Origin of the sequence: Candidatus Sodalis sp. SoCistrobi (genome assembly GCF_900143145.1) — a bacterium.
Classification (GTDB): Bacteria; Pseudomonadota; Gammaproteobacteria; order Enterobacterales; family Enterobacteriaceae; genus SoCistrobi.
In genome coordinates this window covers 1-15946 of the sequence record NZ_FRDB01000045.1, presented here as the reverse complement: position 1 = coordinate 15946, position 15946 = coordinate 1, and the positions used below count along the sequence as shown (strand labels likewise).

Here is a 15946-nt window from a genome sequence, read left to right as displayed (position 1 = left end):
TGCTCATGCTGAGTTTCCAGCACTAGATTAACTGCCCGTTCACGGACTTCCGGAGAGTAACGTTTGGTCGTTGTCATAGAGACCTCCACTTTTAAAGTATAGACTCTAATTTATCCGGGGTGATTCACAGTGTCGGACCACAGGACACGCGTTTTACCTTGCTGGATGATTATTTGCACGTGGTAGACACGGCATTGTGGCTGGCGGGCGGCACGCCGTCGCTGTCCGGCGGTCTGGTGCAGACCAACGCGGCCGATCAGCTGTTGTATGCTGAGCACGCTTTCCGCTGCGGCGATTGCATGGTCACCACCGCCATGCACCGTCAGGCGGGCAGTCAGCGGGAAACCGTTACCGCCGTCACCCGCGGTGCGCTTTATCAGGTTGATGAGATGCGCCGTTTTCAATGGGAACGCGAGGGCACCATTGGCGAGCTGCCGGTCCCCGCCTGGCAGACGATTTTAACCCAGCGCGGATTTACCGGCGCGGTAGAGCACTTTATCGACTGCGCGGCGAATCAGACACCCACCTGTCTAAGCGGCGAGGAAAGCATCAGCGCGCAGCGGTGGATTGAGCGGCTGCTGGCGCAACGCGAGGGCTGACGCCCGCACGCCGTTCGGGACAAGGTCAGGTATAGCCCCGGCGCATGCCGGCCGGCGAGCGGGGAGCCGCGTCGTGACCACCGCGGCCGGGCGGCATAGGGTTTGATGCCCGCAACGCTTATCCGGCGGCGATGCCTGTTGGCTGAATACTATTTCAGACCAAGAAACCGTCTCAGCCCAAGGACCGTCTCAGACCAAGAAACCGTCTCAGCCCAAGGGACTCGCGACCTCGACAACGGACAGTAGCGATTTTCTCCGGGCAAGGTAGACTAGGCGCACCAATAAGGCTCAGCATTTGCCGGGCGGCGCGTTAACTTCAGGTCAACGGCGTCCGGGCGGAACAGAAAAACAACACCATGAATTTATTGAAATCGCTGGCGGCGGTCAGCTCCATGACTCTTTTTTCCCGCGTATTGGGATTTATCCGCGACGCCACCGTGGCGCGGGTATTTGGCGCGGGTATGGCAAGCGATGCCTTCTTTGTCGCCTTCAAAATTCCCAATTTGCTGCGGCGTATCTTCGCCGAAGGGGCTTTTTCACAGGCGTTTGTTCCCATTCTGGCGGAATATAAGAGTCAGCAGGGCGACGCGGCGGCGCGCGTATTCGTCGCCTATATCGCCGGCTTGCTTACGCTGGTGCTGGCGCTGGTCACCGTGGCCGGTATGCTGGCCGCGCCCTGGGTGATTATGATCACCGCGCCGGGCTTTACCGATACGCCGGAAAAATTTGCCCTGACCACGGCATTGTTACGCGTTACGTTTCCCTATATTTTGCTCATCTCCCTCACATCATTGGTGGGGGCGGTTCTTAATACCTGGAACCGCTTTTCGGTGCCGGCGTTTGCGCCAACCTTGCTTAACGTCAGCATGATCGGTTTCGCGCTGCTGGCGGCGCCGCTGTTCCATCCGCCGGTCATGGCGCTGGCCTGGGCCGTGGTGGCAGGCGGCGTGCTGCAACTGGGTTATCAGCTGCCGCACCTGAAGAAAATTGGCATGCTGGTGCTGCCCAGAGTGCAGTTCCGCGACGCCGGCGTTTGGCGCGTGCTGCGGCAAATGGGACCTGCCATTCTCGGCGTGTCCGTCAGCCAAATCTCCCTTATCATCAATACCATTTTCGCCTCCTTTTTGGTCTCCGGCTCGGTGTCGTGGATGTATTACGCCGATCGCCTGATGGAGTTTCCCTCCGGGGTGCTCGGCGTGGCGCTGGGGACTATTTTGTTGCCCTCTCTATCGCGTAGCTTTACCCGCGGCAATCATGATGAATACTCCCGTTTGCTGGACTGGGGGTTGCGCTTATGCTTTATGCTGGCCCTTCCCAGCGCCGTGGCGCTGGGGATCCTGGCGCACCCGTTGACCGTGGCGCTATTCCAATACGGTAAATTTTCCGCCTTTGACGCCTCAATGACGCAACGGGCGCTGATAGCCTATTCGGTGGGCCTGGTCGGTCTGATTTTGGTTAAGGTGCTCGCGCCCGGGTTTTACTCCCGTCAGGACATCAAAACGCCGGTACGCGTGGCGATGATTACGCTTCTAATGACGCAATTAATGAACCTGGCCTTTATTGGTCCGCTGAAGCATGCCGGTTTGTCGCTGTCCATCGGCCTGGCCGCCTGCCTTAACGCTGCGCTCTTGTATTGGCAATTACGTCGGCAAAAGCTGTTTGTGCCGCAGCCGGGATGGCTGGGTTTTTTCTGCCGGTTGCTGCTGGCGGTCATTATCATGGCGGCGGCGCTTATCGGGCTGCTAATGGTGATGCCTGACTGGGCGCAGGGCAGTATGCCCTGGCGGTTGTTGCGGCTGATGGGGGTGGTCGCTGTGGGCGGGATGGTCTATTTCGCTACGTTGTGGCTGGTGGGATTTCGTCCACGCCACTTCGCGCGCTCGGTGCAGGTTCACTAGCCCCCGGCATGGCCAAGCCACCAAACCCGGGTATGCCGATACACTACATCCTGGCCTGCTTAAACAGGAGCCCCCGGCATGCCGATACTCTGAACTTTGGCATGCTTGGACAGGGCACCCCGGCATGCCGACACATTGAACCTCGGCATTGCCCCTTCACGCCAACCCCGGCAGGGCCTGATAGACGATAAGGGTTGGCATCAGCAAAAAAAAACCGGTCCGCATCAGGCGGGCCGGCGTGGTAATGACAGCGGCGACAGGCGGCTTAGCGCCCCCGGTGTTAAGCGTCAGCTACATGCGTTCCACGGTGTCGATACCCAGCAGATCCAGCCCTTGCTTGAGCGTGCGCGCGGTGAGCAGCGCCAATTGCAGGCGGCTTTGGCGCAGCGCCGCATTCTCGGCATTCAGGATGGGGCAGTGTTCATAGAAAGCGGAGAACAGCACGGCCAAATCATATAGATAGGCGCAGAGCACGTGCGGTGTGCCGTCGCGTGCCACGGTCGCAATGGCCTCTTCCAACTGCAGCAGACGAACCGCCAGCTGGGTTTCCTGTTCCGCCTCCAGGCGGATGTCGCCGGTGAGCTGCTGCTCATCCTGACCACTGCGTTTGAATATCGAGGCAACGCGGGTATAGGCATATTGTATATAGGGCGCGGTGTTACCCTCAAAACTCAGCATATTGTCCCAGTCAAAAACATAATCAGTGGTGCGGCTTTTCGATAAATCGGCGTATTTTACCGCGCCGATCCCCACCACCTGCGCCAGCCGTTCCAGCTCCTCGGCGTCCATAGTGGGGTTCTTGGCGGCAACCAGACGGCGGGCGCGTTCCAGCGCTTCGTCCAGCAGCTCGGTGAGCTTGATGGTGCCGCCGGCGCGGGTTTTAAACGGTTTGCCGTCTTTGCCCAACATCATGCCGAACATGTGGTGCTCGAGTGGCACCGATTCAGGGACATAGCCGGCCTTGCGCACGATAGTCCAGGCCTGCATCAGGTGCTGATGCTGACGTGAATCGATATAGTAGATAATCCGGTCGGCCTTCAGCGTCTCATAGCGGTATTTGGCGCAGGCGATATCGGTGGTGGTATACAGGTAAGCGCCATCCTTTTTCTGGATGATCACCCCCATGGGCTCGCCTTCTTTGTTTTTGAATTCGTCGAGGAACACCACGGTGGCGCCTTCGCTCTGTACCGCCAGCCCTTTCGCTTTCAGATCCGCCACAATGCCGGGCAGCATATCGTTGTACAGGCTTTCCCCCATGACGTCCGCCCGCGTTAACGTCACATTCAGCCGGTCATAGGTTTGCTGGTTCTGCGCCATAGTGATATCCACCAATTTGCGCCACATCTGCCGACAATATTCATCGCCGCCCTGCAGCTTAACCACATAGCCGCGGGCGCGCTCGGCAAACGCCGGATCCTCGTCGTAGTGCTGCTTGGCGGCGCGGTAAAAGCTCTCCAGACTGGAGAGTTGCATTTCCGCTTCGCCGCCGTCCTGGACCTTTTCCAGATAGGCAATCAGCATGCCAAATTGGGTTCCCCAATCGCCAACGTGGTTGGCGCGAATAACGTTATGGCCCAAAAACGACAGCGTGCGCACCGAGGCATCGCCAATGATGGTGGAGCGCACGTGGCCGACATGCATTTCTTTGGCGACGTTGGGGGCGGAATAATCCACCACAATGGTTTGCGGCGCGACGCTTGCAATGCCCAGTCGCGCAGAGGACAGCGCCGCGGCAAGGTGGTTTGCCAACCAGCTCGGCTCGAGAAAAATATTAATAAAACCGGGACCGGCGATGTCGACTTTACGGGCGATACCGTCCAACTTCAGCAAACCGACGACGTTTTCCGCCAGCTTGCGGGGCGGCAAACCAAGCCGTTTGGCAATCGCCATAACGCCATTGGCTTGATAATCGCCGAACTGGGCCTTGGCCGACTGGCGCACCTGCGCTTCGCAATCGGCGGGCGCGCCTGCGGCCACCAGCGCCTGCTGGATTTTTTCTGAGAGAAGTGTGTGGATGTTCACCGGAATACCTTTATTGCATGGGCGGGAGGCAGGCAGAGCGCTGACATTCCCGGGCAACCTGACTACGCCACCGTAACCGGGCGACCACGGTGGTCAGATCCGAAAATAAACCATGCTTATACCATAATCGGCGGCGGGAGTCAGTAGAGCGGAAAGACAGATTCAGCGGGTGGGATAAGAAAAGGAAGTGGCCGCCCGCCGTACTGCGGGAAGCGAGAGAGGTTATCGGTAGCGGCGGCGTTCTTTGCGGGATATGCCGAGCTGATTGCGATTTTTGCTGCGTAAATGCTGGATAATGGAATAGACAGCGACAATAACCAGCAACAGGCATAATGTTAATAATAGCATTTTATATACCTTCGATTATTTAGGAGTCTAAAATAGCTGATATAACGCAAGCGCACAATCCAGCCAACACGCTTTCAGAAAATACCTATCTTTTATGCTTGTCACCGTGTTGAAATATGACATAAACCTGCTTTATGTAAGTTTAATGTCAGCCATTATGGCCTATCCATTATGCAGTCGCTTAAGTAGGATAAATATTTGTAATTTAATGCCCTCTTGCAAATAAACAGATTAATCTTAATACTCTATCGCGCCATGTCCCGCCGCCGACGGGGTGAGCGAAGCGGCGGCCGGCGCGGCGGGTGTGGCGGCTGAGGAGACGAGATTTGGAAAGGCAATTAAGGATAAACAAAAATGAATTGGACCGACGTTCCACAATTATTGGATTTAAAAATCGATTTTCCGCGTTTTGAAGCGGAACTATATGCATTAACTAATAGATTGGGTATTTTGCCAGAAGCTTTTCTTATCGATCATATTGCGGTGCGCTGTCATCAAAACGTCACGGCACAACGGTGGTATCAAGGTTTTTCTCAATGCGGTCATCTTTTGCATGAAGCGGAAATTAACGGCCGTCGCATTGCGTTGTTTGAGCTGACGACGCCGCTAAATCTACGCGGCCAGGCTATCCCCTGCATCGAGTTACCCTGGCCCGGCGAGCGGCGTTATCCCCATGAAGGGTGGGAACATGTCGAAATAGTGCTGCCGGGCGAGGCGGACACCCTGTTTGCGCGGGCGCTTACGCTGTTGTCGGATGAGGCGCTGGCCTCGACGAGCCTGCGCATCAAGCAAAGCCAGCCGCAGGCTCGGGCGGAGACGTTAGCCAACCCCACGCTGGCGGTCAGCGACGGGCGCGTCACCGTGAAATTTCACCCTTACGCCCTGCGCGATATTGTTAGCGCCGGGCGTCCTGAATAGCTCAGGGGCGGCTAAGCGTTATGCCCGTCGGAGATGCTGGCAGGCGTGAGCCATGCGATCCAGGGCAGTATCCAGTACCGTTCTGGAACAGCCGAAATTGAGCCTGACGAAGCGACTGTCGCCGAAATCAGCCCCGGCGGACAAACCGACGCCCGCCTGTTCAAAGAAGGCGTGCGGGTTGTCCACCGCCAGACCGCTGGCGTCAATCCAGGCCAAATAGGTTGCCTCGGGGCCTGCTAGCGTTAGGCCGGGTATTTCTTGCAGGCGTTCCGTCAGCCGGTCGCGGTTGCCGCGCAGATAGTCCAACTGCTGTGAAAGCCAGGCCTGACCACCGCGCCAGGCGGCGTTGGCGGCGCACAGCGCCAGGACATCCACCGCCGGCACCACGCCCGCGCGCTGGGCGGCGAATTTCATGCGTAACCGTGGGTTCGGGATCACCGCCACCGACGCGCCCAGGCCGGCGATATTGAAGCTCTTTGAGGGCGACATAAGGGTAATGCTGCGCTGCGCCGCCTCCTCGTTCAGGGAGGCGAAAGGGATGTGGCGCAGCCCCGGGGTCAGCAATAAGTCACAATGGATTTCATCGGAACACACCAGCAGATCGTGCTGTTGTGCAAAGGCAAGATGCTGCATAAGCTCTTCGCGGCGATAGGCGGTGCCGCCGGGATTATGAAGGTTGCAAAGCATCAGCAGGCGTTCGTCGCCGGCGAGTGCCGGATCGGTGCTGGCAAAGTCGACGCACCAGCGCCCGTTGACAAGATGCATCGGCGCCAGACGCTGTGGACGGCCTGCGCTACGGGCGGCCGCGCGGAACGGCGGATAAATAGGGTTGGGAATAACCACCGCCTCCGCTGCCTCGGTCAGCGCCCGGACCGCCAGATGCAGGCCGCTGACCAGACCCGGCAGAAACACCAACCATTCCGCCTTGACGTCCCACTGATAGCGCTCGCGCATCCGTTCTATAAAAATGTCGCTGAGCGCTGTCGGCGACATCCCATATCCAAACACGCCGTGATCGACACGGGCGTGCAACGCCTCGATAATGCAGGGCGGCGAACGAAAATCCGTATCGGCCACCCAAAGCGGAATGACATCCCGCCCGGCGTACTTTTGCCATTTATAACTATCGCTGTGACGCCGGTCGATACATTCATCGAAGTTGAATGCCATAGTCATTTCCCTGCACAATTGAAAAACAAAAACGCCGCCGTTTGCTGGCATAGTGTGTTATGCCAGTGATGAGGGCCGTCAAGAAAGGAGTAGTATACCATGCCAAAACTGGAAGTTTGCTGCTACAGCGCGGAGTGCGCCATAGCGGCCGAGCAAGCGGGCGCGGACCGGATTGAGCTTTGTTGTGCTCCCAAAGAAGGGGGATTGACGCCGGGCTTTGGAACACTGCAGGCGGTGCGTGACCGCGTTGCGTTGCCGGTTCATCCCATCATTCGACCGCGCGGCGGCGATTTTTGCTACAGCGACGCCGAGTTCGAGGTGATGCTTAATGACGTCGCACAGGTGCGCGATATGGGGTTTCCCGGGTTGGTGATTGGCCTGCTTGATGCAGACGGACACGTCAGTCTGGCGCGTATGCGGCGCATCATGCACCTTGCCGGCGCGATGGCCGTCACTTTTCATCGCGCCTTTGACATGTGTCTTAATCCTTATCAGGCGCTGCGGCAGTTAACCGATTTGGGGGTGGCGCGCATTCTCAGTTCCGGTCAGCAGCAAAGCGCTGAAGCGGGTTTAGCCTTATTAAGGGAACTGACCGAGCTAAGCCGTGGTCCAATCATTATGGCGGGGGCGGGCGTGCGTTTAACCAACCTGCACAAATTTGTGCAAAGCGGTATTCAGGAGCTGCACAGCTCCGCCGGTCAATTTGTCCCCTCCGGCATGCGCTATCGCAAAGCGGGCGTCAGCATGAGCGCCGACAGCGAAGCGGATGAATTTAGCCGCTACCGTGTCGATAGCGAAATGGTAGCCAATATGAAACACGCGCTGACCGTGTTGCCCGTTGCGACGCGTCCGGCATGATAAGCAATTTTGCCGCGCACACGCTTAAACCCACGTGATGCTTGCAAGTACCAAGCCCCAATGACTTGTTGGGGCTTTTTTTTATCCCCGGTCACAGGTGCCCTGGCGTGGCCATCAGCCACACTGTTAACCGAGCCGCGTGGGCTAGCGCCGGGTAAGGCGCGCTGAGACATCAACGCTTTACCGCCAGGTTAATCGTGGGCCCCCAGGCGTCAGGGTTGCTCCGCTAGGTAATCGTGCGCGCCCTCAGTCGTCAGGGTTTCTCCGCCACCATCACCGCGCGCAGCGGAGCGGGGTGACCTTCGACGGTCAGACGCGGATCGTCGGGATGGAGAAAATCCGCCAGAGATTCGCTGGTCATCCATGGGGTACGTCGTTGTTCGTCGATGCTGGTGACCGACATATCCACCTGACGCACGTTGACAAAACCGCACTTTTCCAGCCAGCCTATCAGCGCGGTGGCGGAAGGAATAAAGTAGACATTGCGCATTTGGGCGTAGCGCTCGCCGGGCACTAACACCTGTTGGCGGTCGCCTTCAATGACCAACGTTTCCAGCACTACTTCACCGCCGCTGACCAATTGATTTTTCAATTGCAGCAAATGATCGAGCGGTGAGCGACGATGATACAACACCCCCATGGAAAACACGGTGTCAAAGGCGGTTAATTCCGGTAACTGCTCGATGCCCAGCGGCAGCAGATGCGCCCGCAAATCACCGCCGAGCAGCTTACGCACCGCCGCGAATTGGCAATAGAATAACTGCATGGGATCAATGCCGACCGCCAACTGAGCGCCAGCGCCCACCATGCGCCATAGGTGATAGCCGCTGCCGCAGCCGACGTCCAGAATAAGCCGACCGGCCAGCGGCGCGATATGCGGTAGCACGCGTTCCCATTTCCAATCGGAGCGCCATTCGGTATCAATACCAACGCCATACAGGGAAAACGGACCTTTGCGCCAGGGCATGAGCTGGCGCAGCAGAGATTCGATCCCCGCCTGCTGGCCGGCGGACAGCGGCGGATCGCAATCAGCCTCAACGCCGTGCAGCAGATCCAGGCGTGTGGGAGTGAGCATTGGCAGCCGTTCCACCGCGTTAAACCATTGACTGAACTTGCCGTGCTGGGAAGTTTGCTCCCACTCGCTAAGCTGCGCGGGCAGGGTGTTCAGCCAATGGCTGAGAGGACTCTTGGCGATAAGCTGATAAAAATCGGCAAATTGACTCACTGCCCGCTCTCCGGTTTAATGGCAATTAATGAGCCGAAGTTGAAGCATTGGAACCACACTTCGGCATGACCGAAGCCCGCCTCGGCCAGGCGTTGTTTATGCACTTCCACCGTGTCGGTGAGCATCACATTTTCCAGCATGCTGCGCTTTTGGCTGATTTCCAATTCGCTATAGCCGTTGGCCCGTTTGAAATCATGATGCATATCGAACAACAGCCCGCCGATGCGCTGATCCTGAAAACTGAATTTTTCCGATAATACTACTGCGCCCCCCGGATTCAGCCCGGCATAAATGCGGTTAAGCAAGATTTGCCGCTGCGCCGGCTCAAGAAACTGCAACGTAAAATTCAGCACCACCAGCGAGGCGTTTTCAATGGGCACCGTGCGGATGTCGGACTCGATGATTTCCGTGGGTGTGGTGGCGCGAAACGCACTAATATGGCGCCGACAGCGGTCAATCATCGCCGGCGAGTTGTCCACCGCAATAATGCGGCAATCGCCGTGGCTGATAGTGCGGCGCATCGCGAGCGTGGCGGCGCCGAGGGCGCAGCCGAGATCATATATCTGCGTTCCAGGGCGGGCAAAGCGGCCGGCCAGCATCCCGATCATCGAAATGATATTGGAATAGCCGGGCACCGAACGTTGTATCATATCGGGAAAGACTTCGGCGACGCGATCGTCGAAAGTCCAGTCGCCCAGACTGGCAATGGGCGCTGAGAAAAGGTCATCACGATGGGTCATGGCAAAATAGGCGTCGTTGTACAAAACGCCTATTCTATCAGAACGTGTCGATAAAGCATGTGTCCTGCGCAGATGCGGTTGGCCGATTCAAGCAGGCCAGGCGTCGCGCGTCGCACTACTGTATCCCGCGCGGGGCGGGTGGCCGATTCAGGCAGGTCAAGCGTCGCGCGTCGCACTTCTCTATCCCGCGCGGGAGGGTGGCTGCGTTATTGCCAGCTTAGCACCACATCCCAGGGCATGAACCAGAGATTAAGCAGCACCATCAGTACCAGCGAGCAGTAGGTTGCGCTCATGCCGGCGCGGCGCCAACGATATTCCCGCGTCCGCAGGCCATAATAATGCATCAGCCGCCCGGCCATCAGCATCAGCCCGCAGATGTGCAAGGTCCAGTTGGGCGTACCGTTCATTTCCAGCAGGACCAATAAAATCAGGCCGATAGGAATGTATTCCACCGCGTTGCCATGCACCCGGATAGCGGTCTGTAATTCATAGAAACCGCCGTCACCGGTGGCCACGCGGTATTGGGTCCTGAGCTTGACCACATCCAGCGATAATTTTATCAGCAACAATGCGCCCAGCACGACATATAGCGCGCTTACCATCCTAACCGTACTCCCTTATCTACCCTGCTTTTCGCGTGCGAAATAATAGCCTGAGTCGCCGGCAGTGTCGCAAAAAAAAACGGGTGGTTCACAGGGTTTTGCCCGCTCAAAAAAGCGTTTCCTGCTGTGGCCAGTGCGGCGTCGGGCCAATGGCGGGGATTTCTGCTGCCAGTTTTGGCCACAACCGCTGCGCCAGCGGCGGCGCATGGGCAATATCCGGCGTATGAATAAACAAAAAGGGTGTTCCTTGCTGAAGCCATGCCGGTAAACGCGCCAGCCACGGCTGGAATAGCGCGACATTATCGTCGGGATCGTCGGCGCCGATAAAGCGTACCAGCGGCCGGTCAGCGGTGACCACCGCATGCACCGGCAGCCGGGGTTTTTGCCGTTGGGCGGCGCGCAATGCCGGTGAGGTGGGCAGGGCAGCATGGACCGGACGGCTGTCGAGAATGACCCGGTTGACGCCCCGCTGTTGCAGGCCCCGATTCAGCGCACGTTCTTCGTCCTGCTTGGCGAAAAATGCCGGATGGCGCACCTCGACGCCGTAATGAAACTCCGCCGGCAACGCGTCCAGAAAGGTCCAGAGGCTCTCAAGATCCGCCGGGCTAAATGCCGCCGGCAACTGTAGCCAGTACTGACCGATGCGATCCGCCAGCGGCGCCAGGGTGGCAAAAAACGTCGCCAGCGGCGCTTGGAAATGGCGCAGGCCGCCCTGATGGCTGATGGTGGCGGGGAACTTGAAGCAAAAACGAAAGGTTTTCGGCGTCATGGCGCGCCACTCGTGCACCCGCCCGGCAGCGGGCAGGGCATACAGCGTGGTATTCCCCTCTACGCAATTAAAATGGCGGGCATAGTCCGCCAGCGTGCGCAGGCCATACTTACCCCAGCCGCTGTGCTGCCACTGGGGCAGGCCGATATAAAGCATAGTGTCTCCGTGATAACGGGGCCGGCTGCGTACCCGGCTCTCCGGCCCCAAAGCGGATTGACCGTCCGCCGCAGGGGTTAGCCGGCGAGGGCGGCGAGCACCTGGGCACTGTGGCGCACCCGGCCCAGGCGCGGGAAGATATGCTGGAAGCTACCGTCGTGCTGGGCTTTATCGTGAGCGCTGCAGATATCTTCCACCAACACCAGCTCAAAACCCAGCTCCCAGGCATTACGCGCGGTGGATTCCACGCCGATATTGGTTGCTATCCCCCCAGCACAATCGTTTCAATCCCGCGCCGGCGCAACTGCATCTCCAACTCGGTACCATAAAAGGCGCCCCACTGGCGTTTTATGATGCGGATATCGCTGTCCTGCGCTTTGAGATCGGCGGGTATATCCCACCAATTTGCCGGCAGTGTACCGCCGCTGGCGCTATCCACCGGTTGCTTCAGTGCGTCAGCGAAATCCGCCGACCAACCCACGCGCACCAGAAACACCGGCGCGTTGGCATCACGAAAACCCTGTGCGAGTTCGGCCGCGCGTTTGACAACATCTCCGGCGCTGTGCGGGCCGCCGGCGAAGGGCAAAATCCCTTCTTGCAAATCGATAAGTACCAGGGCGCTGCGTGAAGGATTGAGCGTTAACATGCGGTTCTCCATGAGTGAATGATGTCCGACAGCGGCAGGTCGGCCGCGCCGGTCAGCCCAGAGTATGTTACTCAACGCCTGAAGTGACAGTGTCGCCGCGATCAATTTTGTTAATATTTATGAGACGAAAGGCTAATTTCACCGGCCGGCGTACCGGCAACGCAGACGGGCTTATGCTATGCCTGAAATTCCTTTATAATGGCCGCCTTTAAAATGCCGGCCCGTGCAGTGGCACTCGCCGGCCGGTAATGCCGGGCACAGACCCGGCGCCGGCTCGCCCGCGCCGGGCGCAGCCATTAATGAATAACAGCCCGTTTTACCCATTCCGGCACCCGCTGACGGGCTGAATTTTAAGGATATCCTAATGCGTAGTGTATATTGCGGACAGCTGAACCTGTCACATGTCGGTCAGGAAGTGACGTTATGCGGTTGGGTTAACCGCCGTCGCGATCTGGGCGGTCTGATTTTCATCGACATGAGTGACCGGGAAGGCCTGGTGCAGGTATTTTTTGATCCCGACCGTCAGGATGCCTTTGCCCGCGCCGCCGAGCTGCGCAATGAATTCTGCCTGCAGTTGACCGGTATCGTGCGCGCCCGCCCGGACAGCCAGGTCAATAGCGACATGGCGACCGGCGCCGTTGAAGTATTGGCCACCGAGCTTGCTATCATCAACCGTTCTGAACCTCTGCCTCTTGATAGCAACCAGAATAACACCGAAGAGCAACGGCTGAAATTCCGCTACCTTGATTTGCGTCGCCCGGTGATGGCGCAGCGGCTTAAAACGCGGGCGCGCATCTCCAGTTTCGTCCGCCGCTTCATGGACGCCGAAGGTTTTCTCGATATCGAAACTCCGATGCTGACCAAGGCGACGCCGGAAGGAGCGCGTGATTATCTGGTGCCCAGCCGGGTGCATAAAGGCAAATTCTACGCTTTGCCGCAGTCGCCGCAGCTGTTTAAGCAATTGCTGATGATGTCGGGGTTCGATCGCTACTACCAGATTGTAAAATGTTTTCGCGATGAAGACCTGCGCGCCGACCGTCAGCCGGAGTTCACCCAGATTGACGTTGAAACCTCTTTCATGACTGCAACCCAGGTGCGGGAGGTGATGGAGCGGCTTATTCGCGATTTGTGGCGTGAGATTACCGACGTTGATTTGGGCGTCTTCCCGCAAATGACCTATGCCGACGCCATGCGCCGTTTCGGCTCTGATAAGCCGGATTTACGCAACCCGATGGAGCTGGTGGACGTGGCGGACCTGGTCAAGGACGTGGAGTTCAAGGTGTTCTCGGCTCCCGCCAACGACAGCCAGGGCCGCGTTGCGGCATTGCGCGTGCCCGGTGGTGCGCAGTTGAGCCGCAAACAGATTGACGAATACGGTAAATACTGTGAAATCTACGGCGCCAAAGGGCTGGCGTGGATGAAGGTAAACCAGCGCGCCGCCGGCGTGGAGGGAATACAAAGCCCGGTGGCGAAATTCCTCGGGCCGCAGGTGATTGAAGCGATCCTGGCACGCACCGGCGCCGCCGATGGCGATATCATTTTCTTCAGCGCGGACCGCAAAAACGTTGTCACCGATGCGCTGGGGGCGCTGCGTCTGAAACTGGGCCTGGATTTAGAGCTCACGGAAACCGACCGCTGGGCGCCGCTGTGGGTTGTCGACTTTCCGATGTTTGAGGAAGACGGCGAGGGCGGGCTGGCGGCCATGCATCATCCGTTCACCGCACCGAAGGATATCGATGCCCAAACGCTTGCCGCATCGCCGACGTCGGCGGTGGCCAACGCCTACGACATGGTCATTAACGGTTATGAGGTCGGCGGCGGTTCGGTGCGCATCCACCGTGGCGACATGCAGCAAACGGTGTTTGGTATTTTGGGCATCAACGAACAGGAACAGCAGGAGAAATTCGGCTTTCTGCTCGATGCGTTGAAATACGGCACGCCGCCGCATGCGGGTCTGGCCTTTGGCCTCGACCGGCTGGTGATGCTGCTGACCGGTACCGATAATATTCGTGATGTCATCGCGTTCCCGAAAACCACCGCCGCGGCGGATCTGATGACCGAAGCTCCGAGTTTCGGCAATGCCGATGCACTCGCCGACCTGTCGATTGCGGTGGTCGGCAAGGGGCGGGAAGCGATGGAAAGCGGTCGCTGATAATGCCCTATAAACGCCCGGTTTCGGTGCTGGTGGTCATCTCTGCCGCCGACAGCGGGCGGGTATTGATGTTACAGCGCCGGGACGACCCGGCCTTTTGGCAGTCGGTCACCGGCGGCATTGATGCCGGTGAACTTCCGGCGGCCGCGGCGCGACGGGAAGTTCGCGAGGAAACCGGTTTCGATGTGGCTGCCGGCGGGCTGACGCTCACCGATTGCCAGCGCTGTATTCAGTTTGAAATATTTTAGTCATTTTCGCCACCGTTACGCCCCCGAAGTGACGCACAATACAGAATATTGGTTCTGTTTAACGCTACCCTGTGAGCAGGCGCCCGTGCTGAGCGAGCATTTGAGCTGGCGCTGGATGGCCGCCGCGGACGCCGCAGCGTTGACCAAATCCTGGAGTAACCGGCAGGCGATTGAAGAATTTGTTATTCATCCGGCCTGAGAGGGCTTTTTTCGGAGAGAAATATGGCAGGGCATAGTAAGTGGGCCAATACCAAGCATCGTAAAGCCGCACAGGACGCCAAGCGCGGGAAGATTTTTACCAAGATCATTCGCGAACTGGTCACCGCCGCCCGCCTGGGCGGTGGGGATGCCGGTTCAAACCCCCGTTTGCGCGCGGCGGTGGATAAAGCGTTAGCCAATAACATGACGCGCGACACGTTGAACCGCGCTATCGCGCGCGGCGTGGGCGGTGATGACGACGCGCAGATGGAAACCATCATCTACGAGGGCTATGGCCCGGGCGGTACCGCGGTCATGGTGGAGTGCCTGAGCGATAACCGCAACCGTACCGTTTCCGAAGTGCGTCACGCGTTTACCAAAACCGGCGGCAATTTGGGCACCGACGGCTCCGTGTCCTACTTGTTCAGCAAAAAAGGGGTGATTTCCTTTGCGCCAGGTCTGAGTGAAGATACCATCATGGACGCGGCGCTGGAGGCCGGCGCCGATGACGTTATCACTTATGACGATGGGGCCATTGACGTGTATACCACGCCTGAGGCCTTCGGCGAGGTGAAGGATGCGCTGGAAGCGGCCGGGCTGACGCCGGAAGCGTCGGAAGTGGCGCTGGTGCCGTCGACCCGCGCCGATCTGGACGCCGAGACCGCGCCGAAATTGCTGCGCCTTATCGACATGCTGGAAGACTCCGATGACGTGCAGGAAGTCTACCATAACGGCGAGATTTCCGACGAGGTGGCGGCGACCCTGTGATGACCGCGTCCCCGCCTTATCTCACGCGCCGAGCGGCGGCGGTATGACGGTGATCCTGGGCATCGACCCCGGTTCGCGTATCACCGGCTATGGCATCGTGCGACAGGAAGGGCGTAAACTGACCTACCTGGGGAGCGGCTGCATCCGAACCAAAGTGGACGATTTTCCCGCGCGCCTCAAGCTGATTTATGCCGGCGTTAGCGAAATCATCACGCAGTTTCAGCCCGACTGTCTGGCGATTGAACAGGTCTTTATGGCCAAAAACGCCGACTCGGCGTTAAAGCTGGGTCAAGCGCGCGGCGTCGCCATCGTGGCGGCGATGAATCTGAGTCTGCCGGTGTTTGAGTACGCGGCGCGGCAGGTGAAACAGACGGTGGTGGGCAGTGGTGCGGCGGAAAAATCTCAGGTACAGCATATGGTGCGTACCCTGTTGACGCTGCCGGCCAACCCGCAGGCGGACGCCGCCGACGCATTGGCCATCGCCATTACCCATTGCCACGTCAGATACCGTCTTGCTCATCATGATGCAAGAGCTATATTTTCATCGAAGGGTATTCCAGATTTTAAGACACCATAAGCTAATTGGAGTAATTTTCGCATTGCCGCGCAGATGCCTACTTTACCTCCTT

14 protein-coding genes and 2 pseudogenes are annotated in these 15946 nt (G+C 58.4%); 8 read left to right on the top strand and 8 right to left on the bottom strand.

What is annotated here, in order from left to right; genetic code table 11:
• Positions 1 to 119: 119 nt before the first annotated feature.
• Positions 120 to 599, top strand: a complete 480-nt coding sequence (locus CINSTRO3249_RS05005) for a hypothetical protein (RefSeq protein ID WP_125933118.1) — start codon at positions 120 to 122, stop codon at positions 597 to 599.
• A gap of 356 nt (positions 600 to 955) precedes the next feature.
• The gene (murJ, locus tag CINSTRO3249_RS05000; RefSeq protein WP_074012439.1) at positions 956 to 2497 is read left to right on the top strand and encodes a murein biosynthesis integral membrane protein MurJ; all 1542 of its coding nucleotides are present in this window, start codon (positions 956 to 958) and stop codon (positions 2495 to 2497) included.
• 291 nt (positions 2498 to 2788) lie between these two features.
• Here murJ and argS read toward each other — a convergent pair whose 3' ends face one another.
• Both argS and CINSTRO3249_RS17865 read right to left on the bottom strand, forming a co-directional pair.
• Entirely contained in the window at positions 2789 to 4519 is a 1731-nt protein-coding gene (gene argS, locus CINSTRO3249_RS04995; protein ID WP_074012438.1) for an arginine--tRNA ligase, read from the bottom strand.
• Positions 4520 to 4741: 222 nt separating this feature from the next.
• Positions 4742 to 4867: a hypothetical protein gene (locus CINSTRO3249_RS17865; RefSeq protein WP_256381638.1), complete on the bottom strand. Its 126-nt coding sequence runs from the start codon at positions 4865 to 4867 to the stop codon at positions 4742 to 4744.
• Between the two features lie 354 nt (positions 4868 to 5221).
• Between CINSTRO3249_RS17865 and CINSTRO3249_RS04990 the strand changes: the two genes are divergently transcribed.
• Positions 5222 to 5785 (top strand): VOC family protein, encoded by a 564-nt coding sequence (locus tag CINSTRO3249_RS04990; RefSeq protein ID WP_074012437.1) that lies wholly within the window; start codon positions 5222 to 5224, stop codon positions 5783 to 5785.
• An 18-nt stretch (positions 5786 to 5803) separates the two neighbouring features.
• Here CINSTRO3249_RS04990 and CINSTRO3249_RS04985 read toward each other — a convergent pair whose 3' ends face one another.
• Positions 5804 to 6955, bottom strand: coding sequence for a MalY/PatB family protein (locus tag CINSTRO3249_RS04985; RefSeq protein WP_074012436.1), 1152 nt, complete (start codon positions 6953 to 6955; stop codon positions 5804 to 5806).
• Positions 6956 to 7054: 99 nt separating this feature from the next.
• Between CINSTRO3249_RS04985 and cutC the strand changes: the two genes are divergently transcribed.
• A complete protein-coding gene (gene cutC, locus CINSTRO3249_RS04980; RefSeq protein WP_074012435.1) occupies positions 7055 to 7813 on the top strand; it encodes a copper homeostasis protein CutC in 759 nt (252 codons plus the stop codon).
• A gap of 253 nt (positions 7814 to 8066) precedes the next feature.
• Here cutC and cmoB read toward each other — a convergent pair whose 3' ends face one another.
• From cmoB to CINSTRO3249_RS04955, 5 genes and pseudogenes are all read right to left on the bottom strand, one after another.
• On the bottom strand, positions 8067 to 9038 hold the full coding sequence (gene cmoB / locus CINSTRO3249_RS04975; protein ID WP_074012434.1) for a tRNA 5-methoxyuridine(34)/uridine 5-oxyacetic acid(34) synthase CmoB: 972 nt from the start codon (positions 9036 to 9038) through the stop codon (positions 8067 to 8069).
• On the bottom strand, positions 9035 to 9778 hold the full coding sequence (gene cmoA, locus CINSTRO3249_RS04970; RefSeq protein WP_074012441.1) for a carboxy-S-adenosyl-L-methionine synthase CmoA: 744 nt from the start codon (positions 9776 to 9778) through the stop codon (positions 9035 to 9037). Before cmoA ends, cmoB begins: the two co-directional genes overlap by 4 nt.
• A 206-nt stretch (positions 9779 to 9984) precedes the next feature.
• The gene (locus CINSTRO3249_RS04965; RefSeq protein WP_074012433.1) at positions 9985 to 10380 is read right to left on the bottom strand and encodes an MAPEG family protein; all 396 of its coding nucleotides are present in this window, start codon (positions 10378 to 10380) and stop codon (positions 9985 to 9987) included.
• A 106-nt stretch (positions 10381 to 10486) separates the two neighbouring features.
• Positions 10487 to 11305: a DUF72 domain-containing protein gene (locus CINSTRO3249_RS04960; protein ID WP_074012432.1), complete on the bottom strand. Its 819-nt coding sequence runs from the start codon at positions 11303 to 11305 to the stop codon at positions 10487 to 10489.
• A 77-nt stretch (positions 11306 to 11382) separates the two neighbouring features.
• Positions 11383 to 11951, bottom strand: a pseudogene (locus CINSTRO3249_RS04955) (hydrolase).
• A 364-nt stretch (positions 11952 to 12315) separates the two neighbouring features.
• Between CINSTRO3249_RS04955 and aspS the strand changes: the two are divergent.
• The 4 genes and pseudogenes from aspS to ruvC all read left to right on the top strand — a co-directional run bounded on the left by aspS (position 12316) and on the right by ruvC (position 15894).
• Positions 12316 to 14103: an aspartate--tRNA ligase gene (gene aspS, locus CINSTRO3249_RS04950; RefSeq protein ID WP_074012431.1), complete on the top strand. Its 1788-nt coding sequence runs from the start codon at positions 12316 to 12318 to the stop codon at positions 14101 to 14103.
• A 2-nt stretch (positions 14104 to 14105) separates the two neighbouring features.
• A pseudogene (gene nudB / locus CINSTRO3249_RS04945) lies at positions 14106 to 14550 on the top strand (dihydroneopterin triphosphate diphosphatase).
• A 23-nt stretch (positions 14551 to 14573) separates the two neighbouring features.
• Positions 14574 to 15317 (top strand): YebC/PmpR family DNA-binding transcriptional regulator, encoded by a 744-nt coding sequence (locus tag CINSTRO3249_RS04940; RefSeq protein WP_074012430.1) that lies wholly within the window; start codon positions 14574 to 14576, stop codon positions 15315 to 15317.
• A gap of 43 nt (positions 15318 to 15360) precedes the next feature.
• Complete coding sequence (ruvC, locus tag CINSTRO3249_RS04935; RefSeq protein WP_254304296.1) at positions 15361 to 15894, top strand: crossover junction endodeoxyribonuclease RuvC; 534 nt, start codon at positions 15361 to 15363, stop codon at positions 15892 to 15894.
• Positions 15895 to 15946: the final 52 nt, after the last annotated feature.